Raw genomic sequence first — 24163 nt, forward strand, 5'->3', positions numbered from 1 at the left:
CAGCGGCATTCAAGGGGCGCGGGGAACTGCGCGGCCAGCCCACCACAACCCGCAGACAAACAACCCCCATCCGTTCCCATGACCTTCACCTGCAAGGATCTTCCGGTCTCCACACCCCACCCCTAACCTCTCGGTGCACCGCCCCCCACATTCCCCCTCACCGGAGGTACCGCCGTGTCCGGCTGGTCCATACCCCGCCGCCGTACCCGCACCGCCCTCTTCTCCGCCGTCGGCCTCGTGGCCGCGTCCGCCGGCCTGTGGGCCGGGCTCGGCGGCACGTCCGCCGCCTCGACGACGGCGACGGTGCCCACCCCCGACCACACGGTGGTCGTGGTCTTCGAGAACCACGCGTACAACCAGGTCATCGGCAGCTCCAGCGCCCCGTACATCAACTCGCTCAAGACGGGCGGCGCGAACCTCACCCAGTCGTTCGGTGTCACGCACCCGAGCCAGCCCAACTACCTCCAGCTCTTCTCGGGCAGCAACCAGGGCGTCACGGACGACAGCTGCTATACCCCCGGCTTCAGCTCCGCGGCCAACCTGGGCTCCGAGCTGATCGCCGCGGGCAAGACCTGGGGCAGCTACAACGAGACCCTGCCCAGCCAGGGCTCCACCACGTGCAGCAGCGGCAAGTACGCCCGCAAGCACAACCCCTGGTTCGCCTTCAGCAACGTGCCGACCTCCACGGCCAAGACGATGACCCAGTTCCCCACCGACTTCACCACGCTGCCGCAGGTCTCCTTCGTCGTGCCGAACCTGTGCAGCGACATGCACGACTGCTCGGTCTCGACCGGTGACACCTGGCTGAAGAACAACCTGAAGGCGTACGCGGACTGGGCCAAGACCCACAACAGCCTGCTCGTCGTCACCTTCGACGAGGACAACCGGCTCGCGGGCAACAAGATCGCGACCGTCCTCTACGGCCAGCAGGTCATCCCGGGTTCGTCGTCCTCGACGACGTACAACCACTACAACGTCCTGCGCACGATCGAGGACATGTACGGCACCACGCACGCCGGACAGGCCGCCAACGCCTCGGACATCACGGGCATCTGGACCTCCTGACGTGTACGTAGCAGACAGCCGCAGCACTCCCGCGGCCCCCGCCGCCCGGCTCACCACCGGGCGGCGGTCCGCCGTGGCCCCGACCGTCCTCGCACTGGGCGCGGTCAGCCTGATCACCGACGTCTCCTCGGAGATGGTCACCGCCGTCCTGCCGCTCTACCTGGTCACCGGCCTGGGCCTGTCGCCGCTCGGCTTCGGCCTGCTCGACGGCGTCTACAACGGCTTCAGCGCGCTCGTCCGCCTGATCGGCGGGCATCTGGCCGACCGGGGCGGGCGCCACAAGGCCGTCGCGGTCTTCGGCTACGGCCTGTCGGCGGTGTGCAAACCCCTGCTCCTGGTGGCGAGTTCGCTGCCGCTGATCGGCGCGGTGCTCGCGGCCGACCGGACGGGCAAGGGGCTGCGCACGGCGCCGCGCGACGCGATGATCTCGCTGGCCTCGGCGCCCGAGGCGCGCGGGCGGGCGTTCGGCGTGCACCGCGCGATGGACACGGCGGGCGCGCTGCTCGGGCCGCTGGTCGCGTTTCTGATTCTCCGTCAAGCAGTGGACGGGTACGACGCCGTGTTCACGGTGAGCTTCTGCGTGGCGGCGGTCGGCGTCCTCGTCCTGGTGCTGTTCGTCCCCGCGCGCACCGCCCCCGAACGGGCCCCGGACGCGCCGCGCGCCTCACTGAAGGCGGCCCTCGCCCTGCTCGGCGAGCGCGAGGTGCGCCGACTCGCCCTCTGCGCCCTGCTGTTGGGCCTGGCCACGGTCAGCGACTCCTTCGTCTACCTCCTGCTCCAGCGGCGCCTGGACGTGCCCGACCGCTGGTTCGCGCTGCTGCCGCTGGGGACGGCGGCCGCGTTCCTGCTGCTTGCCGTCCCGCTGGGCCGCCTCGCCGACCGGGTGGGCCGCTGGCAGGTCTTCCTCGGCGGCCACGCGGCCCTGCTGTGCGCGTACGCCCTGCTGCTGCCGGGCTGGCGCGGCGCGGCGCTCCCGTACGTCGTCCTCGCCCTGCACGGCCTGTTCTACGCGGCGACCGACGGCGTCCTGATGGCCGCGGCGGCGGGCGCCGTCCCTGCCGAACTCCGCTCCAGCGGACTCGCGTTGATCCAGACCGGCCAGGCGTCGGCCCGCTTCGTCTGCTCGATCGCGTTCGGCGCGGCGTGGACCGCGTGGGGCGACCGCACGGCCCTGGCCACGGCGGCCGCGGCGCTGGCGGTGTGCGCGGCCGGAGCGGTGCTCCTGCGCCCGGCGGACACGGCCCGGATCGAGGGAAGGCCCGTATGACCCTCCGCGGCAAACTGATCGTCCTCGTGACGGCCCTGGTCGTCCTCGCGGGCGTGGCCACCGCTTCCGTGCTGCACGCGGCGGGCCGCGAGGACCGCAAGAACCGGGTGCAGGCGGGCGGCCCGCCGGTGCGGGGCGGCCAGGTCTCGCTCGCCCCGGACTCCGACCGCCGGATCGTCTTCCGCAACATGGCCTGGGGCCCGCACCGCGACGAGCTCGCCACGGTCCCGGCCGCCGATCCCTCGGGGCCGCGCACCGCCTCCGGGGTCAAGTGCCTGCGCTTCTACGCGGCCGCCGGAACCGGGGTGTGCCTGCGGGCCGAGCGGGGCGCGGTGCAGGACGGCTACCGGGCGGTGATCCTGGACGCGCGGCTGAAGGAGCGCGCCCACTACAGCCTGCCGGGCATCCCGACCCGGGCGCGGGTCTCCCCGTCCGGCCGGCTGGCCGCCTGGACGGTCTTCGTGGGCGGCGACTCGTACGCGGGCACCAACTTCTCCACCCGCACGGCGATCCTGGACACCCGCACGGGCCGGCTGACCAAGACCCTGGAGGACTTCTCGATCGAGCGCGACGGGCACCCGTACCGCGCCTCCGACGTGAACTTCTGGGGCGTCACCTTCGCCGACGACGAACATTTCTACGCGACGATGGCGACGGGCAAGAAGACGTATCTGGTCCGCGGCGACCTCACCGCCCGCAAGGTGACGACACTCCGCACCAACCTGGAATGCCCGTCCCTCTCCCCCGACGGCACCCGCCTCGCCTTCAAGAAGCGCGTCCCCGGCCTCCCGGCGGACGCGCCCTGGCGCCTGTACGTCCTGGACCTCGCCACGATGCGCGAGACGGCCCTGGCCGAGCCGCGCAGCGTGGACGACCAGCTGGTCTGGCAGGACGACAGGACGGTGACGTACTCCCTGCCGGGCGACTTCGGGGCCGATCTGTACACGCTCCCGGCGGACGGCACAGGGAGCCCGCACCGGCTGCTGACCGCGGGGCTGGCTCCGGCGTATCTGGGCTGATCAGCCGGGCGGGCCCGGCGCGGGCCTGCGCACCTCCCGGACGAAGGGCTCGACGCCGCGCTCGCGCAGGGCGGCGAGCCAGGCGTCACGGGCGGCGGCGACATCGGGGGCGGCGGGGGCGTCCGGGCCGTTGCGCACCGCCGTCAACAGCAGCGCGACCGCCGCGACCAGGATCGCCGCCATGGTGATCGCGCCGAACACCCAGCCCGTACTGGTGAGGGTGCGGACGAACGCGCTGTCGCCGCTGACGAGCCGCAGCCCGTATCCGAAGCCGAGGAAGCCGACCGCGGCGGTTCCGGCGAGGACGGGGGCGAGGACCATGGCCACGGCGACGGGACCGGCACCTGCCTCCGCGTCCTCGTCACCGGTCTCGGCGACCTCCGCCGAGACCGGGCGCACGCTGACGGCGCGGCTCACCTCGCGCTGGCGGACGTACTCCAGATACTCGGGCGCGGCGGCGGCGTTGATGAGGCTCGCCGCGTTGACCGCCATGGTGCGCACCTGTTCGGGGGTGAGCGGCTCGTCCGGCCCGGTGGACTGTGCCCGCAGGACGTCGTCGACAAGACGCTCGTAGGCGGGCCGGTCCTCGGCGAGGAGGTGCGGGGCGTGCGGGTGCGCCTCGGTGGGCGTCTCCCCGAAGGGCCGGTTCCTGGCCAGTGAGGCGATGACCTGCTTCATGAACGTGTCAGTTCCGCTCACCGGTCGCTCCCTCCACTTCCGGGGGTGCGGCGGGCTCGGCCACAGGCTCCGGCTCCGGCTCGGGCTCCGGCCCCAACGGCTCGTCCGCCGACTGGACTTCGGCCAGCCTGCGCCCGGCCAGCTGCTCAAGGACCTTCGGGGCCGCGATGCCCACCGCCATCACCCCCACCGGGCCGCCCGCCTGCCCGGACGCGCCGAAGCCGGCCGCCAGGCCGACCCCCAGCGCGAGGCGCAGGCCCAGCGCCGTGAGGTAGGGGCCGAGCGGCAGTTCGCCGCGCACGCGCCACGGCAGGTTCCGCACCCGGGCGATGTCGCCGCGCAGTTGGTGGGCCTCCAGGGCACCGGCCCCGAGCAGCCCCCAGACGCACGCCATCCATACGGACACAGGGCCCAGGATGGCAGGGGCGCCGGGGGCGCGGGAAGGGCGCGGCGGTCAGCCCCTGTGCAAGCGGTACGACTCCCGCTCCATCTCCCGGACCTCGACCATGACATGCAGCTGGCGGCCCTCCGGGGCCGTCGCCTGCTTGAGGGCGATGTCGCGGACCGTCTCGGCGAGCTTCTCCCGGGCCTCCTGGGTGCGGCCGGTGAGGATCGACAGCTGGATGAAGAGGGCGTCGATGCTCTCGTCGCCCTCGCCGAAGTACGACTCCTCTATCCGCCGGAAGCGGGTCTTGAAGGCCACGGCCGGGGCGTCGACGATGCCCGGCGCGGCGGCGTGCACCTCGCGCGCGAAGGCCTGGCGGTCGAAGGTCTCGGCGAGACCTTCCGAGTACTCGACATGGACGAACGGCATGCTCAATCCTCTGATCGCACGGCGGGACCGGCTGGCTCCCAGCAGCCGCAACCGGCCGCGGCCTGGCGGTATTCCCCCGGCCACCGGTCCCGTACGTACCTCAGGACGGCTGGACCAGCCCGATGACGTTGCCGTCGGCGTCCTTCACCGACGCCGTCAGCCGGCCGCCGCCGACGTCCTGGACGTCCTGGATCGACTCCGCGCCCGCGTCGAGCAGCGTCTTCACGGTCTTCTTGATGTCGTCGACGTGCCAGTACGGGACCGGCCCCGTCATCCCCTTGCCGTGGCCGTTGGGGTCGAGGCCCACTTCCTGGCCCGCCGCGTCGAACTGCACGTAGTACGGCTCGTCCATCACGGGATCGGCGCCGAGGAGCCCGCCGAACAGGGCCTTCGCCCGGGCGATGTCCTTGACGGGATAGATGATCGTCTTGAGGCCTTGGGTCATGGGGGTGCTCCTCGCAGTGCATGGCGCGGGGCGGCTTCCGACCGCCCCTGCCATGACATACCCCGGCGGACCGACCCGCCCGCCGGGCTCACCCGAATGCCCCTGCCGCCCCTACTGCCCCTACAGAACCGGCAGGTTCTTCCGCAGCTCGAAGGCGGTGACCTCGGAGCGGTACTCCTCCCACTCCTGCTTCTTGTTGCGCAGGAAGAAGTCGAAGACGTGCTCGCCGAGCGTCTCGGCGACCAGTTCGCTGCGCTCCATCAGCGAGATCGCCTCGCCGAGGTTCTGCGGCAGCGGCTCGATGCCCATCGCGCGGCGCTCGGAGTCCGAGAGCGCCCAGACGTCGTCGTCGGCGCCCGCCGGGAGCTCGTAGCCCTCCTCGATGCCCTTGAGGCCGGACGCGAGGAGCAGGGAGTACGCCAGGTACGGGTTGCAGCCGGAGTCCAGGGAGCGGACCTCGACGCGGGAGGAGCCGGTCTTGCCGGGCTTGTACATCGGGACGCGGATCAGCGCGGAGCGGTTGTTGTGGCCCCAGCAGATGTACGAGGGGGCCTCGCCGCCCGCGCCCGCCGTCCGCTCCGAGCCGCCCCAGATGCGCTTGTAGGAGTTGACCCACTGGTTGGTGACGGCCGAGATCTCGGCGGCGTGCTTGAGCAGGCCCGCGATGAAGGAGCGGCCGACCTTGGAGAGCTGGTACTCGGCGCCCGACTCGTAGAACGCGTTCCGGTCGCCCTCGAAGAGGGAGAGGTGGGTGTGCATACCGGAGCCGGGGAACTCCGAGAACGGCTTCGGCATGAACGTCGCCTGGACGCCCTGCTCAAGCGCCACCTGCTTCATGACCAGGCGGAACGTCATGATGTTGTCGGCCGTGGAGAGGGCGTCGGCGTAGCGCAGGTCGATCTCCTGCTGGCCCGGCGCGCCCTCGTGGTGGCTGAACTCGACCGAGATGCCCATCGACTCCAGCATGGTGATCGCCTGGCGGCGGAAGTCCATGCCGACGTTCTGCGGGGTGTGGTCGAAGTAGCCGGAGTTGTCGGCGGGCACCGGGCGGGTGCCGTCCAGCGGCTTGTCCTTCAGCAGGAAGAACTCGATCTCGGGGTGGGTGTAGAAGGTGAAGCCCAGGTCCGAGGTCTTGGCGAGGATGCGCTTGAGGACGAAGCGCGGGTCCGCGAAGGACGGGGAGCCGTCGGGCATCAGGATGTCGCAGAACATCCGCGCGGTGCCCGGGGCCTCCGCGCGCCACGGCAGGATCTGGAACGTGCTCGGGTCCGGCTTGGCGATCATGTCGGACTCGTACACCCGGGCGAAGCCCTCGATGGCCGATCCGTCGAAGCCGATGCCCTCGTCGAACGCCTGCTCCAGTTCGGCAGGAGCCACCGCGACCGACTTCAGGAAGCCGAGCACATCGGTGAACCACAAACGCACAAACCGGATGTCACGCTCTTCGAGAGTGCGGAGCACGAACTCCTGCTGCTTGTCCATAGCCACATCCTTGCAGTTCAGACGGTCTGTGCACCACCGCCCGGGCATGAGGGGGAAACATCAGTATCAGGGCCCGGGATTACCGCCACATTACGCACCCTCTATGACCTGCGGCACGTCACCTCCCCACAGTCGCACCGGGTGCCGCCCGGGGCGAGGCCGTGGGGGATACTCGCTCCTCGTCGCATGCAGAAACGTCCCCGCAACGGTCGATTACGGCCACCGGGCTCGGACCCGAGTACTGCCAACGAGTACGGCTATGGAGAACCGCAGGATGACCGGCACCCAGATGGAGCCCCCGGATACCGTCGCCGCCCCGCCCGCGCGGGAGCCGGCCGTCCGCCGCTGGCGGGCCTGGCTCCTGGACGGCCTGTCCGAGAACTCCGCGCGCCACCCCGGACCGCACGGCACCCCGCCGCAGGAGCACAAGGGCCACACGTGGTGGCGGGTGATGTGTCTGACGGGTGTGGACTACTTCTCCACCCTCGGCTACCAGCCCGGCATCGCGGCCCTCGCGGCCGGACTGCTCTCGCCGATGGCCACCCTCGTCCTGATCGCGCTGACCCTGCTCGGCGCGCTGCCGGTCTACCGGCGCGTCGCCAAGGAGTCCCCCAACGGCGAGGGCTCCATCGCCATGCTGGAGCGGCTGCTGCCCTGGTGGGCGGGGAAGATCTTCGTCCTGGTGCTGCTCGGCTTCGCGGCCACCGACTTCATGATCACGATCACCCTGTCGGCGGCCGACGCCTCGGCCCACGTGGTGGAGAACCCCTTCGCCCCGAACTGGCTGCACGGCTCCAACCTCTGGATCACGCTGGCCCTGGTCGCCGCCCTCGGCGCGGTCTTCCTCAAGGGGTTCAAGGAGGCCATCGGCGTCGCCGTGGTCCTCGTCGCGGTCTATCTGACGCTCAACCTGGTGGTCCTCGCCACCGCCATCGGCAAGATCGCCACCGAGCCTGTGGTGGTCGACGACTGGTGGCACGCGGTGAGCGCCGAGCACTCCTCGCCGCTGGCGATGGTCGGCGTGGCGCTGCTCGTCTTCCCCAAGCTCGCGCTCGGCATGTCCGGCTTCGAGACGGGCGTGGCGGTGATGCCGCAGATCACGGGGGACGCCTCCGACACGTACGCGAAGCCGCTCGGCCGTATCCGCGACACCCGCAGGCTGCTCACCACCGCGGCCCTCGTCATGAGCGGCTTCCTGCTGGTCTCCAGCCTCGCCACGACGATCCTCATCCCGGAGGCGGAGTTCAAGACGGGCGGCGACGCCAACGGCCGCGCGCTCGCCTATCTCGCCCACCAGCACCTGGGCGAGGCCTTCGGCACGGTGTACGACGTGTCGACCATCGCGATCCTCTGGTTCGCCGGGGCGTCGGCGACGGCCGGGCTGCTCAACCTCGTCCCGCGCTATCTGCCGCGCTACGGCATGGCCCCGGAGTGGACCCGCGCGGTGCGCCCGCTGGTGCTGCTCTTCGTGGCGATCGCCTTCTTCATCACCTGGTGGTTCGACGCCGACGTCGACGCGCAGAGCGGCGCGTACGCGACCGGGGTGCTCGTCCTGATGCTGTCGGCGTCGTTCGCCTCGACCGTCGCGGTACTGCACCGGGGCAGGCGGGCCGCCGCCCTCGGGTTCGGCGCCATCACCGCCGTCTTCGCGTACACCCTGGTCACCAATGTCATCGAGCGGCCCGACGGCCTCAAGATCGCGCTGCTGTTCATCCTCGCCATCCTGCTGTCGTCGTTCGCGTCCCGGGTGCACCGGGCGTTCGAGCTGCGGGCCACCGAGGTGACCTTCGACGAGGCGGCGAGCCGGTTCATCGACGAGGCGGCCGCGAGCGGGCCGCTGCGGCTGATCGCCAACGAGCCGCAGGAGCACAGCACCCGGGAGTACCGCGCCAAGGAGTACAGCCAGCGCGAGGAGACCCACATCCCGGACGGGCGGCCGGTGCTGTTCCTGGAGGTGTTCGTGCAGAACTCCTCGGACTTCACCACCGAGCTGACCGTGCACGGCGACGAGAAGCACGGAGTGCGCAGGCTGCGGGTGGAGGGCGCGGTGGTGCCCAACACCATCGCGGCGGTGATGATGAAGCTGCGCGAGCGCACCGGCGAGGTGCCGCACGCGTACTTCAACTGGACCGAGGGCCATCCGCTCAGCCATCTGCTGCGCTTCCTGGTCTTCGGCGACGGCGAGGTCGCCCCGGTCACCCGCGAGGTGCTGCGGCGCGCCGAACCGGACCTGAAGCGGCGGCCGCGCGTCCACGTGGGCTGACCTCCGGGTCCGCGTCGGGCCGCCGACGGATCCGCCGCACGCGGCTGCCGGGCGCACGGCGGCCCGGTTCCGGCCGGGTGGCCGGATCTTGGCCGACCCCGCCCTGCCGCGCGTGGCGCTCCCTCGCTTAGCATCTGCGCCTATGGGGGGAGTGCGACGCCTTCGCATCTCACGTCCTGTGGCGCTGGTGAGCGCCATGGCGACGCTCCTCGGCGCGCTCTTCCTCTGCCTCACCGCGGGCGGCCTCACCGCGGGCGGCGCGGCGAGCGCCGACCCGGCCCCCCTGGCCCACCACGCCATGCCGGTGAGCGGCGCGGCGCAGTACAGCTGTCCGTACGACCGGGGCGACTGCGGGCTCTTCCCGCACGCGGACCCGGCCGTACTGACCGCGCCGCCGCTCGACACCCCGGCGCTGGGGGCCGCACATGCGGTGCGGGCCGCCGCGGTCCGGCCCTCGGGGGCGCCGGTTCGGGGCGGGGCTCGGCCCCGGGCCCCTGATCTTCATGTCCTTCAGGTGCTGCGGACGTAGGCGTGCCGCCAAAGGCGCGGTTTCGACTGCGGGCCCGCTTGGGCTGGTCGCGCAGTTCCCCGCGCCCCTGAGCGGCAACGGGCCTCGCGGGGTCCGAAGATCCTCCCCCGACTTCCCCATCACCAGAAGGACTTGAGCCCCCATGGCCACCAAGGAATCGAAGAACTCCCGCCAGGCGCGGATAGCCGAGATGCGCCGCGCCGAGCAGGCCCGCGAGCGGCGCAACAAGATCGCCGCCGTCACCGTGTCGGTGGCGATCGTCGCCGGGCTCGTCGGCGTCGGCGCGTACCTGCTGAACAAGGAGTCCGACGACAAGGACAAGCAGCAGGCGCAGAAGGCCGCCGACGCCAAGGCGACCATCGCCGGCGAGAAGGACTGGGACCCGAAGAAGCTCGGCCGCAACCACGTCACCAAGACGGTGTCGTACCCGATGAAGCCGCCGGTCGGCGGCGACCACAACCAGGTGTGGATGAACTGCGGCGGCGCCGTCTACAAGAAGGCGCTCCCCGACATGAACGCGGTGCACTCCCTGGAGCACGGCGCGGTGTGGGTGACGTACAACGACAAGGCGCCCGCCGCCGATGTGCAGAAGCTCTCCGACAAGGTCTCCAAGACGCCGTACTCGCTGATGAGCCCCTACCAGGACCAGACCGGGGCGATCATGCTCAGCGCCTGGGGCAAGCAGGTCACCGTGACGAGCGCGGACGACCCGCGGGTCAACCAGTTCTTCGCCAAGTACGTGCAGGGCGCGCAGACGCCGGAGCCGGGCGCGGCGTGCACGGGCGGGCTGGACCAGTGAACCGCACCTACTGGGCGTCGCTGGCGGCGGTCGTGGCGGCTCTGGTGTTCGCGACGGTGGCCACGGTCGCGAGCGCCACCGGCGGGGACTCCGAGCCCGCCGCGCACACCCCGGTGGCGGCCTCGGCGGACGCGGGCTTCGCGCGCGACATGGCCGTCCACCACCAGCAGGCGGTGGAGATGTCGTTCGTGGTGCGCGACCGCACCAAGGACGAGGAGGTCCGCCGCCTCGCGTACGACATCGCCAACACCCAGGCCAACCAGCGGGGCATGCTGATCGGCTGGCTCGATCTGTGGGGGCTGCCCAAGTCGGAGCCGGACCGGCTGCCGATGGCCTGGATGGGCATGGGCAGCGAGCCCGGCGCGGACGGCGCGCTGATGCCCGGCATGGCGACCAACACCGAGCTCGACCGGCTGCGCGCGGCTGACGGCAAGCAGGCGGAGATCCTCTACCTCCAGCTGATGACCGAGCACCACAAGGGCGGTATCCACATGGCTCAGGGGTGCGCCCAGCGGTGTACGACCGAGGTGGAGCGCGCTCTGGCGCAGGGCATGGTCGACTCCCAGCAGTCGGAGATCGATCTGATGGCCGGGATGCTGAAGGCGCGGGGGGTCACCCCGCGTACGTAACGCGGTGAACGGCCCCGGGCCGGGCGGCGTACGCAATCCGCCCGAGTCGGCATTTCAGCCACCAAAAGAACCCAAGTCCCGCCACCCCGGCGGGACTTGGGTTTCTCTTGGGACTCACATGTCCCCGGCATGAACCGTTCCTCACCAGAGTGACGCTGTGCATGCGCAGATCAAGTGCGCATGCCTCCCAGGTGAAGAGCCTCATGCAGGGGGTCACATTGAGAACCAACCGCACCAGGCGGCGTGCCGTGAGCATGGCAGCGACACTGCCTCTGCTCGCCGGCGCGCTCGCTCTCGGCATACCGTCCGCCCACGCGGCGGACCCCGTGCCGTCCGGGCGGGCCGCCCTCACGGGCACCAAGCCCGCGTGGGCCACCGGCGCCGCCGACCAGGGCGCCACGGCGACCACGAGCAAGGTCGACGCACGGGTCTACCTCGCGGGCCGCGACGCCAAGGGCCTCGCCGCGTACGCCGCGGCCGTGTCCGACCCGAGCTCGGCGTCGTACGGGAAGTTCCTGAGCGCCGCGCAGACGCAGCAGCGCTTCGGGGCGACCAAGGAGCAGATCGCGGCGGTCACCGGCTGGCTGAAGTCGGCCGGGCTGACCGTCACGGGCAGCAACCAGCACTACGTCTCGGTCTCCGGTGACGTCACCGCCGCCGAGAAGGCGTTCGCCACCCCTCTCCACAACTACCGCAAGAGCGGCCGCACTTACCGCGCCCCGGTGAAGACCGCCTCCGCGCCGGGCGCGCTGGCCGACGCGGTGCTCACCGTGACCGGTCTGGACAACGCCCCGCACAAGGCGACGCACCACGAGACGCTGCCCGCACCGGGTCCCGCGTTCAAGAACTCGGGGCCGTTCTCGACGTACTACGGCTCGAACATCGCCACCACCCTGCCGGACGCGTACGGCACCAAGGTCCCGTACGCGGTCAAGGGGTACACCGGCAAGCAGCTGCGGGCGGCGTACGGCGCGGGCCGCTACACCGGCAAGGGCGTGACCGTCGCGATCACCGACGCGTACGCCTCGCCGACGATGGCGAAGGACGCCCAGCGGTACGCGCTGCGCAACGGCGACAAGTCGTACAAGCACGGCCAGTACAGCGAGGTGAAGCCCGCCGACTACAACAGCGTGGAGGCGTGCGACGCGGCCGGCTGGTACGGCGAGGAGTCGCTCGACGTCGAGGCCGTGCACGCGGTCGCGCCGGACGCGGACATCGTGTACGTGGCGGGCGCGTCCTGCAACGACCCGGATCTGCTCGACGCGCTGAACAAGGTCGTCGACAGCCACCTGGCCGACATCGTCTCCAACTCGTGGGGCGACATCGAGGCCAACGAGACGCCGGACGTCGCGGCGGCCTACGACCAGACGTTCAAGCTGGGCGCGGTCGAGGGCATCGGCTTCTACTTCTCCTCCGGCGACGACGGCGACGAGGTCGCCAACACCGGCAAGAAGCAGGTCGACACCCCGGCCAACTCGGCGTGGGTGACGGCGGTCGGCGGCACCTCGCTGGCGGTCGGCAAGGGCGACACGTACAAGTTCGAGACGGGCTGGGGCACGCTGAAGGCCTCGCTGGCGGCGGACGGCAAGAGCTGGACGGCCTTCCCCGGCGCGTACACCTCGGGCGCGGGCGGCGGCACGAGCTCGACGGTGAAGCAGCCGTTCTACCAGCGCGGCGTCGTCCCCGACTCGCTCGCCAAGGCGAACGGCGCGGCCCGCATGCGTACGATCCCGGACATCGCGGCGGTCGCGGACCCCAACACGGGCTTCCTGGTGGGCCAGACGCAGACGTTCCCCGACGGCGCGGTGAAGTACGACGAGTACCGCATCGGCGGCACGTCGCTGGCGGCGCCGGTCATCGCGGGCGTCCAGGCGCTGGCGCAGCAGGCCCGGCACTTCCCGATCGGCTTCGCGAACCCGTCGATCTACGCGCGCTACGGCTCGCCCCTGTACCACGACGTCACCGACCACCCGCTGGGTGCGCGTGACCTCGCGGTGGCGCGGGTGGACTTCGTGAACAGCGTCGACGCGACGGGCGGTCTCGCGACGTCGGTGCGCACGCTGGGCAAGGACAGCTCGCTGCACGCGGTGCGCGGCTACGACGACGTAACGGGCGTAGGCACCCCGTCCCGAGGCTACGTGGCGTCTTACGGCCGCCACTACTAGCCGACGGGCTCGACCCTGCCAACAGCCCCGCCCCGGGACCGGGTTCGGTCCTGGGGCGGGGGTTTTGCCCTGGGTCCCGGTGTTTGTCCGCGGGTCCGCTTCCGCTCTTCGTGCAGTTCCCCGCGCCCCTGGGTATCTCCAGCCCCTCCGGCGTTCGAGGAGCGAAGTCCCTTGGGGGTGCGGTAATTGCGCGACCAGTCCCCACCGAAACCGCACTACGCGAAGCTCATCGAACCTTGGTGGCTCAGCCGAGATGGGGCCGATCCTGGTGCTCCAGGTAGTGCGTGAGCCGTAGCCGCTGCGTGTGGTGCATGGGCAGCGCCTCGAAGTCTGCGGGCGAGACGTAGCGCAGCTCTGTCGACTCGTCCGACATGGCGAGCTTCCCTCCGACCACGCGTGCCGTGAAGACGACAGCGAACTGCCGGCGAACCTCTCCGTCGCTGTACGCGATGATGTGCCGTGGGTCCGTGTACGTGCCGACCAGCCCCGTGATCTCCACATCCAGGCCCGTCTCTTCCTTGACCTCGCGGACAGCCGTACCGGGCAGCGACTCCCCGATGTCCATGGCTCCACCGGGAAGCGCCCACAAGTCGTTGTCCCGGCGCCGCTGGAGGAGGATGCGCCCCTGGCCGTCCGCGACGACGGCAGAGGCGGCAACGACCAGGCTGTTGGGCTTCGGTGCGTTCGGGTCGTCGTAGTACTCGGTCCGTGCCATGCGATCACCCTTCCACGGGTCGGGCCGTCTTCCATACGGCGCTGAAGCTCTCCGCGTAGGTGTCGAACACGCCCCCACCGCTGTTGCGCCGGAGATGCCACACTGGCGCACCGTAGGCGTTCACGCCCCATACGTGGGCGTTGACCAACACCTGGTCGTCAGCGCGGTACATGCTGTTGTAGAGCGTCGTTGCGTGGGTCCGCAGCTCAATGCCGGGTACCTCCAGCAAGGGCCGGTAGTGCAGGAGTGCCAGACGGCAACGGCTCTCGATGCCGTGACCGAATTTCTCTTCCTGACCGCGTTGCTGAACGTTCGCACTGTCGGCGTCGCCCAGGGCGATCCGCACTGAGCACCCTTCGGCTGCACGCTCTCTGAGCAAGTCGGTCAGTCGGGGGTACGCCTCGTGAAGGAACACGGCGGCGTACACCAACACGTCGATCTGTGCAGGGGCCGCAGCCCCCTGGGGGTCAGGGAACGGGTGGAGTGGGGGAAGTCGTCCCCAGGATCGCCTCCGCCACCCGCTCCGCCGCGTCCAGCATCACCAGATGCCCCGCCCCCTCCGCCACCTCCAGGCGGCCCCCCAGCGTGTCCGCCAGAGCGCGTTGGCAGGTGAGCCAGGACGGGCCGCCCGCGCCGCCCGCGAGGACCGTCACCGGGACCGGGGGGAGGGGGAAGTGATCGCGCAGGGTGAGGAGTTCCGCTGCCACCGGGCGGTAGCGGGCGTTCTCCAGGAGCAGGCCCCGCCATACCCGGGAGGTGCGGTAGCAGCGGCGGACCAGGGCGCGGGGGGCCGGGTCGGCGCCGCCCGTGCGGGAGAGGCGGACTGTCGTCCGGCGCAGCAAAGGACCGAGCGCCGCCGGCAGACCCGCCCCCGCCAGCACCGCCCCCGCCACCCGCGCCGACACCACCCGCGCCGACGCCCCCACCCGAGCCTCCGGCTCCACGCTGGAGTCCACCAGTACGAGCGCGGCCGTGCGGTCCGGGTGCAGCCGGGCGTACGCCTCCGCGTGGAAGCCCGCGATCGAGTGCCCCACCACCGTCACCGGCCCGGAAACCCCCACCGCGTCCAGGACCCCCGCGATCCGGTGCGCCTCCCCCGAGGCCGTCGGCGGCGCCACCGCCGGGCCGGAGAGGCCGTGGCCGGGGCGGTCGAAGCGGACCACCGTGCGGTGGGGGGCCAGCAGGGCCGCCACCTCGTCCCAGTCGAACCAGGCCATGCCCAGGCCCGCGCTCAGCAGCACGGGCGGACCGTTCCCCTCCACCACCACGTGGTGCGGCACCCCGTCGATCCGTACGAACGTCATACTCGATTCTCGCGCGCGACCGCGTACGCGAGCACCCCCAGCCACACCGCCACGAACAGCACCTGCAACCGCTGTCCGGCCCCCAGCGACCAGGTGCCGCGCCCGGCCTCGAACGCGGCGATGGCGGCCAGCGTCCAGACGGTGACGGCCAGTTCGAGCACCACCAGGACCGGTCCGAACCGGGCCAGCGGGGCCCACCGGCCGTAGCGGCGGGCGGCGACCGTGAGCGCCACGACGGCGACCAGCGCGCCGGTCATCGCGAGGCTGCTGCTCACCGCGTGCGCCGTGTGCGTGGCCGGGACCAGACCGGCCGTCTCGCGGGCCGCGCACTCGGGGTCGACGGTCGGCGCACAGCTCAGCGGCAGCCGCGAGTCGGCCACGGTCGCCGCGCCGAACAGCACGAGCCCCGTCCACCCGGCCACCGACCAGGCCCGCCGGTCACACCGCCACAGCGCCCACGCCGACCCGGCGAACACCAGCGCCCCGGCCGTCAGGTCCGTCGCCCGGAAGAGCCCGCCGAGCGGCTGATCGGCCGCGGCGAGCTCGCTCACATACGTCTGTACGGGGTCGAGACCGGTGTGGACGACCACTTCGAGCACCCACGCCGTGTACGCGAGCGCGCCGAGCGCCAGCAGGACCACCGCGGGCCGGACGCGTGAACCACCAAGGGACATAGTGGCCGCAATGGTACTTACGCCACCTCCCCCACACGAGAAGCCATACCGGGTGGGGGTAGGGTGCGGTCCATGGTGACCGCGAGGAGGACGACGGCGTACGGGCAGCTGCTGCTCTGCGCCGCGCTGCTCTTCGGCATCTTCACCATGCACACGGTCGGGCACCCGGCGGAGCACACGGCGACTGCCCCCGGCGAGCACACCTCGATGGTCATGGCCGGCGCCATGGCCGCGCCCGCGACGGCCGGCCAGAGCCACCACCAGGCCGCCGCTCCCCGCCACGAGCCCATGCGCGGGATGGACCCCGGCTCCGCGTGTCTCGCGGTGCTCGGCGTGTGGGGCCTCGCCCTGCTCGCCGTACGGCTGCTGTCGGCGCGCGGCCGGACGCCGGGCGCGACCGCCGTACGCGGCCGGATCCCGCGGCCCCTGTGGCCCAACCCTCCCCCTCCCTACGGGAGTTCCGTCGCCGCCTTGTCGGTACTGCGCCAGTAGGAGCGTGCGAAGCAGGAGACGCGCCCCTACTTTTCCGCATGCCCACACCACGAGGTGCACTCAGTCATGTCCGCACACCCCACCCGCCGCGCCGTGCTCGGCGCCACCACCGCCGTCGCGGGCGGCGCCCTGCTCGCCGCCTGCTCGGGCTCCGGCTCCATGGACGGCATGGACGGCATGGATCACGGCTCCACGTCCTCGGCCGCTCCCGGCGGCTTCGTCGACCCCGCAGGTCCCGAGGTCGTCGCCGCCGAGGCCCGGCGCGGCTCCGGGCCCGTCCGCGACGTCCGGCTCACCGCCACCGCCACCCCGCTCGACCTGGGCGGCGGCCGTACCGTCCGGTCCTGGGCGTACGGCGACCGGCTGCCCGGGCAGGAGGTGCGGGTCACCGCGGGCGACACGCTCGCGGTCACCCTCGCCAACCACCTCCCCGAGCCGACCTCGCTGCACTGGCACGGCCTCGCCCTGCGCAACGACATGGACGGCGTGCCCGGTCTGACCCAGCGGCCGGTCGCGCCGGGGGCGTCGTTCGCCTACCGGTTCGCCGTCGCCCACCCCGGCACGTACTGGTTCCACCCGCACTCCGGCGTCCAGCAGGACCGCGGTCTGTACGCCCCGCTGATCGTCGAGGACCCGAAGGAGCCGCTGGCGTACGACCGGGAGTGGGTCGTCGTCCTGGACGACTGGGTCGACGGGGTGGACGGCTCGACGCCGGACGCGGTGCTGGCGGAGCTGCGCGGCGGGATGGGCAGCGGGGGCGGCATGAACCACTCCGGCCACGACATGGGAGACATGGGCGACATGGATGGCAGGCCGACGCGGACGCCCTCCACCGGCCCCTCCCGCATGCTCATGGGCGCCGACAGCGAGCTCCTCGGCGGGGACGCGGGCGACGTCGCGTATCCGTACTACCTGGTCAACGGCCGTACGCCGCAGGCCCCTTCCTCCTTCACGGCCAAGCCCGGCGAGCGCATCCGGCTGCGGATCGTCAACGCGGGCGGCGACACCGCGTTCCGGGTGGCGCTCGGCGGCCATGAGCTGACGGTGACCCACACGGACGGCTTCCCGGTCCGGCACACGACGACGGACGCGCTGCTGCTCGGCATGGGCGAGCGGTACGACGTGCTGGTCACGGCGGGCGACGGGGTGTTCCCGCTGGTGGCGCAGGCCGAGGGGAAGAAGGCGGCGGCGCTCGCGGTGCTGCGCACCGGTGGCGGGGCCGCGCCCACCGCCTCCGTACGCCCCAAGGAGCTGACCGGGCGGCTGGTCACGGCCGACCGGCTCGCGCCGGACGCGTCCGTGGCGCTGCCGCCGAAGGCGCCCGACCGGACGGTGAAGCTGACGCTGACCGGTGGGATGGAGAAGTACGACTGGGCCTTCGACGGGAAGCCGTACCGGCCGGACGCGCGGCACCCGGTGAGCGCGGGCGAGCGGGTGCGGATGGTCTTCGCCAACACGACGTCGATGTGGCACCCGGTTCATCTGCACGGCCACACGTTCGCGCTGGCGGGCGGGGCGGGCGGGGCCCGCAAGGACACGGCGGTGGTGCTGCCGGGGCGGACCCTGACCGTGGACTTCGACGCGGACAACCCGGGGCTGTGGATGATCCACTGCCACAACGTCTACCACTCGGAGGCCGGGATGATGACGGTTCTCGGCTACCGGAAGTAGGCCACCGGTGGGGTGGAGCGGGGTGCCGCGCCCCGCTCCACCCCCCATCGCGTCGCTTTGACGATTACACTGGCGGGGTGCCTCAACTACGTCTCGCTCTGAATCAGATCGACTCGACCGTCGGCGACATCGCCGCGAACGCCGAGGCGATCGTGCACTGGACCCGGCACTGTGCCGAGCAGGGGGCGCACCTCGCCGCCTTCCCCGAGATGATGCTGACCGGCTACCCCGTCGAGGACCTGGCGCTGCGCTCCTCGTTCGTCGAGGCGTCCCGGCAGGCGCTGACCGAGCTCGCGGCACGTCTGGCCGCCGAGGGCCTCGGGGAGCTGCCGGTGATCGTCGGCTATCTCGACCGGTCGGACACCCAGCCCCGCTACGGCCAGCCCGCGGGCGCCCCGCGCAACGCGGGCGCCGTGCTGCACCGCGGCGAGGTGGTGCTCAGATTCGCCAAGCACCACCTGCCCAACTACGGCGTCTTCGACGAGTTCCGGTACTTCGTGCCGGGCGACACCATGCCCGTGATCCGGGTCCACGGCGTCGACGTGGCCCTCGCCATCTGCGAGGACCTCTGGCAGGACGGCGGCCGCGTCCCGGCCACCCGGTCCGCCGGGGCCGGGCTGCTGGTCTCGATCAACGCCTCGCCGTACGAGCAGAACAAGGACGACACCCGGCTCGAACTGGTCCGCAAGCGCGCCCAGGAGGCGGGCTGCACCACCGCCTACCTGGCCATGGTCGGCGGCCAGGACGAGCTGGTCTTCGACGGCGACTCGATCGTCGTCGACCGGAACGGCGAAGTCGTCGCCCGCGCCCCGCAGTTCGCGGAGGGCGGTGTGCTGCTCGACCTGGAGCTGCCGGCCGCGGGCCCGGTCCCGTCCGGCACCGTCGACGACGGTCTGCGGATCGAGCACGTGATCCTCTCCGAGAAGCCCGTCCCGGCGTACGAGCCCGAGCTCACCGGGGGGCAGGCCGAGCGGCTCGACGACGACGAGGAGGTCTACTCGGCGCTGGTCACGGGGCTGCGCGCGTACGTCGCCAAGAACGGCTTCCGGTCCGTCCTGATCGGCCTGTCCGGCGGCATCGACTCGGCGCTGGTCGCCGCGATCGCCTGCGACGCGCTCGGCGCGGAGAACGTGTACGGCGTGTCGATGCCGTCCAAGTACTCCTCGGAGCACTCCAAGGCCGACGCGGCCGAGCTGGCCCGCCGCACCGGCCTCCAGCTGCGCACGGTGGGCATCGAGCCGATGTTCACCGCGTACATGGCCTCGCTCGGCCTCACCGGGCTCGCCGAGGAGAACCTCCAGTCGCGGCTGCGCGGCACCATGCTGATGGCGATCTCCAACCAGGAGGGCCACCTCGTGCTCGCGCCGGGCAACAAGTCCGAGCTGGCGGTGGGGTATTCGACCCTGTACGGCGACTCGGTCGGCGCGTACGGCCCGATCAAGGACGTCTACAAGACGACCGTGTTCCGCCTCGCCAACTGGCGCGACAAGGCGGCGGCCGAGCGGGGCGAGGTCCCGCCCATCCCGGAGAACTCGATCACCAAGCCGCCCAGCGCCGAGCTGCGCCCGGACCAGGTCGACACGGACTCGCTGCCGGACTACGCGGTCCTGGACGCGATCCTGGCCCTGTACGTCGACCGCGACCAGGGCCGCGAGGCGATCGTGGCGGCGGGGTTCGACGCGGAGCTGGTGGCGAGGACGCTGCGGCTCGTCGACACCGCCGAGTACAAGCGGCGCCAGTACCCGCCGGGCACCAAGATCTCCGCGAAGGGCTTCGGCAAGGACCGGCGGCTGCCGATCACCAACCGGTGGCGCGAGTCGGTCTGACGGGCACCCTGCCGATCGGCTGCCGGCTCAGATCTTCAGCCTGGCCGCGATCGGCAGGTGGTCGCTCGGCGTCCGGCCCAGCGTCCACGACGACTTCGGCTCGACGCCCTTGACCATGATCTGGTCGATCCGGGCCATCGGGAACGACGCGGGCCAGGTGAAGCCGAAGCCGTTGCCCGCCGCGCCCTGGGTGGAGCGCATCTGCGAGGTGATGTTGTTCAGGGCGCGGTCGTTCATGGTGCCGTTGAGGTCGCCGAGCAGAACCACCTTCTTCAGCGGGTCGCTCGCGATCGCGTCGCCCAGGGCGTCCGCGCTGGCGTCCCGCTGGCGCGCGGTGAACCCGGCGCTGAGCTTCACCCGCACCGAGGGCATGTGCGCCACGTACACCTTCACCTGGCCCGCGGGCGTGCTCACCGTGGCCCGCATGGCGCGGGTCCAGCCCATCTTGATGTCGACCGGCTCGGCGTCGCTCAGCGGGAACCTGGACCACAGGCCCACCGTGCCCTGCACCGAGTGGTGCGGGTAGGTCCCGGCCAGCGCCTTCTCGTACGCGCCGACGCTGCTGCCGGGCAGCTCCTCAAGGGCGAGGACGTCGGCGCCGGAGGCGATGAGGTCGCGGGCGGTGCCGGCCGGGTCGGGGTTGTCGGCGTTCACGTTGTGCGTGGCGACGACCAGGTTGCCGCCCTTGCTCTCCTTGTCGGTGAGCAGCCCGCCGAACAGATTGAGCCAGACGACCGCCGGGAGGACCAGGGCGATCAGCGCGGTCGCCGAGCGGCGCCACAGGGCGAGGCCGAGGAGCACCGGGACGAAGAGGCCGAGCCACGGCAGGAAGGTTTCCGTGAGGCTGCCCAGGTTGCCGATCCGGTTGGGGATCTTGGCGTGGACCAGCATGACCAGGGCGATCAGGACCGCGAGCCCGGCCAGGACCAGGCCCCGGCGCCAGATCTCGGGATCGTTTCTCCAGCCGTCCAGCAGGCGCCGGACCCGGGATTCGGAGCGCTCGCCCTCCGCGCTGCCGTTCCCCGTCTCCGTCACGTACGCCCGCGTCATACCGTCGTCCTCACTGCCTTGCCGTTCGCACTCCGCCGCACCGATGACCCTAGGCGATGGAGGGTGGCTTTCCCTGTCGTCGTACTGCCTCGATGACGACAGGGCGCCTCGCCGGGTTCCAACGGGTCACGGCTGAAGGGACGGCTGTGACAAAACGCGCATATTTGCCAGGCAGGTGGTTTAAAGCTCACGTATTTACGTGACTGAGGCACCCACTTCCCGTCGGCGGGGGTGGGATGCCACCATGGAAGTGGTCCGGAGACGCCGTCAGGGCGCTTCGAGATGACGAACAGGAGCCGTTGCGATGACGCAACAATTCAAGGCTGCGCAGAATCCGCCCGTAGAACGTTCCGACAGCAGCAAGGCGCTGTACGGGGGCAAGTCCACGCGCCGCGTCACGATCCACGACATCGCCGCCGCCAAGGCCCGGGGCGAGAAGTGGCCCATGCTCACCGCGTACGACGCGATGACCGCGTCCGTCTTCGACGAGGCCGGGATCCCGGTGCTGCTCGTCGGCGACTCGATGGGCAACTGCCACCTCGGCTACGACACGACCGTCCCGGTCACGCTCGACGAGATGACCATGCTGTCCGCCGCCGTCGTACGGGGCACCAAGCGCGCCCTCGTCGTCGCGGACCTGCCGTTCGGCACCTACCAGGAGGGCCCGGTGCAGGCGCTGCGCAGCGCCACCCGCCTGATCAAGGAGACCGGCGTCGGGGCCGTCAAGCTGGAGGGCGGCGAGCGCTCGCTGCCCCAGACCGAGCTGCTCGTGCAGTCCGGCATCCCGGTCATGTCCCACCTGGGCCTGACCCCGCAGTCCGTGAACGCCATGGGCTACCGGGTGCAGGGCCGCTCCGACGAGGCCGCGCACCAGCTGCTGCGCGACGCGAAGGCCGCGGAGGCCGCGGGCGCGTTCGCGGTGGTGCTGGAGCTCGTACCGGCCTCGGTGGCCGCCGAGATCACGCGCTCGCTGCACATCCCCACCGTGGGGATCGGGGCGGGTGTCGAGTGCGACGCGCAGGTCCTCGTCTACACCGACATGGTCGGGCTGACCGGGGGGAAGGTGCCGCGCTTCACCAAGCAGTACGCCGATATGCGGGGGGTCCTGGGCGACGCGGCCAAGGCGTTCGCCGGGGAGGTCGTCGGCGGGGCGTTCCCTGCGGAGGAGCACACGTTCCACTAAGCACGTTGTCGGTTGACTGCGGGTCGGCTGTGGCTGAGCGCGCAGTTCCCCGCGCCCCTAATGGGGCTCGGTAACGCGGCCGCAGCCGGACACCTGACAGCCCGCCGACACAGTCTGTGTCGGCGGGCTGTCGGTCGCTGTAGGTCGGCTGTCGGTGGATTGTCGGTGGCGGCTGGCACCTTAGGGGCATGACGCGAATCGACAACAACCCCGAAGGCGGCGCGGCCAACGCCGTCACGGTGCGGGGACTGGTGAAGCACTTCGGCGACACCAAGGCGCTGGACGGCGTGGACCTGGACGTCCGTGAGGGCACGGTCCTCGGAGTCCTGGGGCCCAACGGCGCCGGCAAGACCACCCTCGTCCGCTGCCTGTCCACCCTGATCGTGCCGGACGCCGGCACCGCCACCGTCGCCGGGTACGACGTGGTGAAGCAGCCCCGCCAGCTGCGCCGCACGATCGGTCTCACCGGGCAGTACGCCTCGGTGGACGAGAAGCTGTCGGGCTGGGAGAACCTGTACATGATCGGGCGGCTGCTCGATCTGTCCCGCAAGGACGCCAGGGCCCGCGCCGACGAGCTCCTGGAGCGGTTCTCGCTCACCGAGGCGGCGAAGCGGCCCGCGATGAACTACTCGGGAGGCATGCGCCGCCGCCTCGACCTCGCGGCCTCGATGATCGGCAACCCGGCCGTGCTCTACCTGGACGAGCCGACCACCGGTCTCGACCCGCGCACCCGCAACGAGGTGTGGGACGAGGTCCAGCGGATGGTGGCCGAGGGCGCCACCGTGCTGCTCACCACCCAGTACATGGAAGAGGCCGAGCAGTTGGCGAACCAGCTGACGGTCATCGACCGCGGCAAGGTCATCGCCAACGGCGGCATCAACGAGCTGAAGGCGAAGGTCGGCGGCCGCACCCTGCAGATCCGGCCCACCGACCCGGGTCAGCTGGGCGCGATGGCGCGCGCCATCACCGAGGCCGGTCTGGACGGGGTCTCCGGCACCCAGGCGGTCCCCGACGAGGGCCTGCTGAACGTGCCGATCCTCAGCGACGAGCAGCTGACCGCGGTGGTCGGCCTGCTGGGCGCCCGCGGCTTCGGCATCGCCCACATAGGCACCCATCTGCCCAGCCTGGACGAGGTGTTCCTGGCCATCACCGGCCAGAAGCCCACCCTCCAGGAGTCCGAGAGCGACGACACGATCGAGGAGGTCGCGGCATGAGCACCGCCACCACCGCCAAGGCGGCCCCCACCAAGGCGCCGACCGGTATCCGCCCGCCCGTCACGGACGCCGACAGCCGGATCGGCCCGCGCGCCAATCTGCGGCACATAGGCGCCCTGGTGCGCCGCAACGCGCTCCAGATCAAGCAGGACCCGGAGTCGATGTTCGACGCCGTGTTCATGCCGATCATCTTCACGCTGCTGTTCGTGTACGTGTTCGGCGGCGCCGTCTCCGGCAAGGGCAACCAGGGCGAGTACGTCAACTACCTGATCCCGGGCCTGATGGCGATGCAGGGCCTGAACATCGCGATGGCCGTCGGTACCGGCATCAACGACGACTTCAAGAAGGGCGTCATGGACCGGTTCCGGACCATGCCCATCGCCCGGTCGTCGGTCCTGATCGCCAAGATCGTGGTCGAGATCGGCCGCATGATCGTCGCCACCTCGATCCTGCTGATCATGGGCTTCATCCTCGGTCTGTCCATCCACACCTCGGTGTTCGAGCTCCTCGCGGCGGTCGGCCTCTCCCTGGTGTTCGGCGCCTCGCTGATGTGGATCTTCATCCTGCTGGGTCTCACCATGAAGACGGCCCAGGCCGTCCAGGGAGTGGCGATGCTGGTGCTGATGCCGCTGCAGTTCGGCTCGTCGATCTTCGCGAAGCCGACCACGATGCCGGGCTGGTTGCAGACCTTCACGGACTACAACCCGCTCTCCAACCTCGCGGACGCCGCCCGCAACCTGGTCAACGGCGGCCCGGTCGCCCACTCGGCGCTGATGACGCTGGGCTGGGCGGTCGCGATCACCGCGGTGACGGCCCCGCTGGCGGTCGCCAAGTTCCGTAAGCGCACGTGATCCTGACGACCCATCAGCAGGTCTGACG

The 24163-nt window shown here is 71.3% G+C and carries 23 protein-coding genes and 1 pseudogene; 14 read left to right on the plus strand and 10 right to left on the minus strand.

The window, feature by feature from the left end:
* The first annotated feature begins 174 nt into the window (after positions 1-174).
* From OG965_RS13955 to OG965_RS13965, 3 genes are read left to right on the plus strand one after another with little or no spacing between them, the layout of a single operon-like run.
* Complete coding sequence (locus OG965_RS13955) at positions 175-1065, plus strand: alkaline phosphatase family protein (protein WP_371652373.1); 891 nt, start codon at positions 175-177, stop codon at positions 1063-1065.
* 1 nt (position 1066) lies between these two features.
* Entirely contained in the window at positions 1067-2332 is a 1266-nt protein-coding gene (locus tag OG965_RS13960; protein ID WP_371652374.1) for an MFS transporter, read from the plus strand.
* Complete coding sequence (locus tag OG965_RS13965; protein ID WP_371652375.1) at positions 2329-3351, plus strand: TolB family protein; 1023 nt, start codon at positions 2329-2331, stop codon at positions 3349-3351. Before OG965_RS13960 ends, OG965_RS13965 begins: the two co-directional genes overlap by 4 nt.
* Here the strand turns inward: OG965_RS13965 and OG965_RS13970 are convergent, their stop codons facing one another.
* The 5 genes from OG965_RS13970 to OG965_RS13990 all read right to left on the minus strand — a co-directional run bounded on the left by OG965_RS13970 (position 3352) and on the right by OG965_RS13990 (position 6770).
* Positions 3352-4050 carry a hypothetical protein gene (locus OG965_RS13970; protein ID WP_371652376.1) on the minus strand — a complete coding sequence of 233 codons (699 nt, stop codon included), beginning with the start codon at positions 4048-4050 and terminating at the stop codon, positions 3352-3354.
* Positions 4037-4435, minus strand: coding sequence for a hypothetical protein (locus tag OG965_RS13975; protein WP_371652377.1), 399 nt, complete (start codon positions 4433-4435; stop codon positions 4037-4039). Before OG965_RS13975 ends, OG965_RS13970 begins: the two co-directional genes overlap by 14 nt.
* 48 nt (positions 4436-4483) lie before the next feature.
* A complete protein-coding gene (locus OG965_RS13980) occupies positions 4484-4843 on the minus strand; it encodes a 5-carboxymethyl-2-hydroxymuconate Delta-isomerase (protein ID WP_371652378.1) in 360 nt (119 codons plus the stop codon).
* Positions 4844-4943: 100 nt separating this feature from the next.
* The gene (locus OG965_RS13985; protein WP_371652379.1) at positions 4944-5288 is read right to left on the minus strand and encodes a VOC family protein; all 345 of its coding nucleotides are present in this window, start codon (positions 5286-5288) and stop codon (positions 4944-4946) included.
* Positions 5289-5408: 120 nt separating this feature from the next.
* Positions 5409-6770, minus strand: a complete 1362-nt coding sequence (locus OG965_RS13990) for a glutamine synthetase family protein (RefSeq protein WP_371652380.1) — start codon at positions 6768-6770, stop codon at positions 5409-5411.
* A 274-nt stretch (positions 6771-7044) separates the two neighbouring features.
* On the opposite strand from OG965_RS13990, the gene OG965_RS13995 reads away from it, so the two are divergent.
* The 5 genes from OG965_RS13995 (at position 7045) to OG965_RS14015 (ending at position 13155) form a co-directional block, all read left to right on the plus strand.
* Complete coding sequence (locus tag OG965_RS13995; protein WP_371652381.1) at positions 7045-9033, plus strand: amino acid transporter; 1989 nt, start codon at positions 7045-7047, stop codon at positions 9031-9033.
* 196 nt (positions 9034-9229) lie between these two features.
* Positions 9230-9562, plus strand: a complete 333-nt coding sequence (locus tag OG965_RS14000) for a hypothetical protein (protein WP_371652382.1) — start codon at positions 9230-9232, stop codon at positions 9560-9562.
* A 142-nt stretch (positions 9563-9704) separates the two neighbouring features.
* A complete protein-coding gene (locus OG965_RS14005; RefSeq protein ID WP_371652383.1) occupies positions 9705-10361 on the plus strand; it encodes a DUF3105 domain-containing protein in 657 nt (218 codons plus the stop codon).
* Entirely contained in the window at positions 10358-10990 is a 633-nt protein-coding gene (locus OG965_RS14010; protein ID WP_371652384.1) for a DUF305 domain-containing protein, read from the plus strand. The genes OG965_RS14005 and OG965_RS14010 overlap by 4 nt, the downstream gene beginning before the upstream one ends.
* 254 nt (positions 10991-11244) lie before the next feature.
* A complete protein-coding gene (locus OG965_RS14015) occupies positions 11245-13155 on the plus strand; it encodes a protease pro-enzyme activation domain-containing protein (RefSeq protein ID WP_371652385.1) in 1911 nt (636 codons plus the stop codon).
* A 244-nt stretch (positions 13156-13399) separates the two neighbouring features.
* On the opposite strand, the gene OG965_RS14020 is transcribed toward OG965_RS14015, so the two are convergent.
* From OG965_RS14020 to OG965_RS14035, 4 genes and pseudogenes are all read right to left on the minus strand, one after another.
* Positions 13400-13870 carry an NUDIX domain-containing protein gene (locus OG965_RS14020; protein ID WP_371652386.1) on the minus strand — a complete coding sequence of 157 codons (471 nt, stop codon included), beginning with the start codon at positions 13868-13870 and terminating at the stop codon, positions 13400-13402.
* Positions 13871-13874: 4 nt separating this feature from the next.
* A pseudogene (locus OG965_RS14025) lies at positions 13875-14321 on the minus strand (XRE family transcriptional regulator); the annotation flags it as partial.
* A 16-nt stretch (positions 14322-14337) separates the two neighbouring features.
* On the minus strand, positions 14338-15174 hold the full coding sequence (locus tag OG965_RS14030) for an alpha/beta fold hydrolase (RefSeq protein ID WP_371652387.1): 837 nt from the start codon (positions 15172-15174) through the stop codon (positions 14338-14340).
* Positions 15171-15848, minus strand: coding sequence for a DUF998 domain-containing protein (locus OG965_RS14035; RefSeq protein WP_371652388.1), 678 nt, complete (start codon positions 15846-15848; stop codon positions 15171-15173). The genes OG965_RS14030 and OG965_RS14035 overlap by 4 nt, the downstream gene beginning before the upstream one ends.
* Positions 15849-15920: 72 nt before the next feature.
* Between OG965_RS14035 and OG965_RS14040 the strand changes: the two genes are divergently transcribed.
* The 3 genes from OG965_RS14040 (at position 15921) to OG965_RS14050 (ending at position 19837) form a co-directional block, all read left to right on the plus strand.
* Positions 15921-16340: a hypothetical protein gene (locus OG965_RS14040; protein WP_371652389.1), complete on the plus strand. Its 420-nt coding sequence runs from the start codon at positions 15921-15923 to the stop codon at positions 16338-16340.
* A 66-nt stretch (positions 16341-16406) separates the two neighbouring features.
* On the plus strand, positions 16407-18011 hold the full coding sequence (locus tag OG965_RS14045; RefSeq protein WP_371652390.1) for a multicopper oxidase family protein: 1605 nt from the start codon (positions 16407-16409) through the stop codon (positions 18009-18011).
* Between the two features lie 77 nt (positions 18012-18088).
* Positions 18089-19837 carry an NAD+ synthase gene (locus OG965_RS14050; protein WP_371652391.1) on the plus strand — a complete coding sequence of 583 codons (1749 nt, stop codon included), beginning with the start codon at positions 18089-18091 and terminating at the stop codon, positions 19835-19837.
* A 27-nt stretch (positions 19838-19864) separates the two neighbouring features.
* On the opposite strand, the gene OG965_RS14055 is transcribed toward OG965_RS14050, so the two are convergent.
* On the minus strand, positions 19865-20887 hold the full coding sequence (locus OG965_RS14055; RefSeq protein ID WP_371652392.1) for an endonuclease/exonuclease/phosphatase family protein: 1023 nt from the start codon (positions 20885-20887) through the stop codon (positions 19865-19867).
* A gap of 304 nt (positions 20888-21191) precedes the next feature.
* Between OG965_RS14055 and panB the strand changes: the two genes are divergently transcribed.
* The 3 genes from panB to OG965_RS14070 all read left to right on the plus strand — a co-directional run bounded on the left by panB (position 21192) and on the right by OG965_RS14070 (position 24135).
* A complete protein-coding gene (gene panB / locus OG965_RS14060; RefSeq protein ID WP_371652393.1) occupies positions 21192-22070 on the plus strand; it encodes a 3-methyl-2-oxobutanoate hydroxymethyltransferase in 879 nt (292 codons plus the stop codon).
* A gap of 188 nt (positions 22071-22258) precedes the next feature.
* On the plus strand, positions 22259-23284 hold the full coding sequence (locus OG965_RS14065; protein ID WP_371652394.1) for an ATP-binding cassette domain-containing protein: 1026 nt from the start codon (positions 22259-22261) through the stop codon (positions 23282-23284).
* Positions 23281-24135 (plus strand): ABC transporter permease, encoded by an 855-nt coding sequence (locus OG965_RS14070; protein ID WP_371652395.1) that lies wholly within the window; start codon positions 23281-23283, stop codon positions 24133-24135. Before OG965_RS14065 ends, OG965_RS14070 begins: the two co-directional genes overlap by 4 nt.
* Positions 24136-24163: the final 28 nt, after the last annotated feature.

Source organism: Streptomyces sp. NBC_00224, assembly GCF_041435195.1.
Lineage (GTDB): Bacteria > Actinomycetota > Actinomycetes > Streptomycetales > Streptomycetaceae > Streptomyces.